1 rRNA gene is annotated in these 1,493 nt (G+C 54.1%); it reads left to right on the top strand.

Annotated elements, in window-relative coordinates:
• Positions 1 to 123 precede the first annotated feature (123 nt).
• A 23S ribosomal RNA gene (locus ACX80C_RS19310) occupies positions 124 to 1,493 on the top strand; the annotation flags it as partial.

Genomic DNA, 1,493 nt, shown 5'->3' with positions numbered 1-1,493 from the left:
TGGGGTTGTTGTTTGAGAACTGCATAGTGGACGCGAGCATCTTATTTTTTGTGTATGCGCGCAATCGTTTGCGCTGGTTCTGCCCTTTTGTGGGGTGGTTCTGGTGTGTTGGTTGTGTGTGTTCGTCAAGTTTTTAAGGGCACACGGTGGATGCCTTGGCATCAGGAGCCGAAGAAGGACGTGGGAATCTGCGATAAGCCTGGGGGAGTTGATAACCGAACTTTGATCCCAGGATGTCCGAATGGGGAAACCCTGCTACGCGTACTTGTTGCGACGTGGTGACCCGTATCTGAACACATAGGGTACGTGGGGGGAACGTGGGGAAGTGAAACATCTCAGTACCCACAGGAAGAGAAAACAATAGTGATTCCGTTAGTAGTGGCGAGCGAACGCGGATGAGGCTAAACCAGTGGTGTGTGATAGCCGGCGGGCGTTGCATCTCTGGGGTTGCGGGACTTTCCGTATCAGTTCTGCCGGGCTGGTGAAGTGAGTGCAGGCGTATAGGTGAACGGGTTTGAAGGCCCGACCGGAGTGGGTGAGAGTCCCGTAGCTGTAATGCGTGCTGCCGCTTGGAGAGTATCCCAAGTAGTACGGGGCCCGAGAAATCCCGTGCGAATCTGCCAGGACCACCTGGTAAGCCTAAATACTCCCTGATGACCGATAGCGGACCAGTACCGTGAGGGAAAGGTGAAAAGTACCCCGGGAGGGGAGTGAAATAGTACCTGAAACCGTGTGCCTACAATCCGTCAGAGCTTCCATCCATTTATGGGTGTTGGGGTGATGGCGTGCCTTTTGAAGAATGAGCCTGCGAGTTAGTGTTACGTCGCGAGGTTAACCCGTGTGGGGTAGCCGTAGCGAAAGCGAGTCTGAATAGGGCGATGCAGTGGCGTGATCTAGACCCGAAGCGAAGTGATCTACCCATGGCCAGGTTGAAGCGACGGTAAGACGTCGTGGAGGACCGAACCCACTTCAGTTGAAAATGGAGGGGATGAGCTGTGGGTAGGGGTGAAAGGCCAATCAAACTTCGTGATAGCTGGTTCTCCCCGAAATGCATTTAGGTGCAGCGTTGCGTGTTTCTTGCCGGAGGTAGAGCTACTGGATGGCCGATGGGCCCTACAAGGTTACTGACGTCAGCCAAACTCCGAATGCCGGTAAGTGAGAGCGCAGCAGTGAGACTGTGGGGGATAAGCTTCATAGTCGAGAGGGAAACAGCCCAGACCACCAACTAAGGCCCCTAAGCGTGTGCTAAGTGGGAAAGGATGTGGAGTTGCTTAGACAACCAGGAGGTTGGCTTAGAAGCAGCCATCCTTGAAAGAGTGCGTAATAGCTCACTGGTCAAGTGATTCCGCGCCGACAATGTAGCGGGGCTCAAGTACACCGCCGAAGTTGTGGATTTCAAACATTAACCTAGCTACCCCTTCTGGGGTTGGTTCAGGTGTTTGGAGTGGTAGGGGAGCGTCGTGTGGGCAGTGAAGTCGCGGTGTAAACCAGCG

This window comes from Arthrobacter tecti (assembly GCF_054511355.1).
Note: the sequence above shows the minus strand (reverse complement) of the source record. Positions and strands in the feature narration are given on the sequence as shown.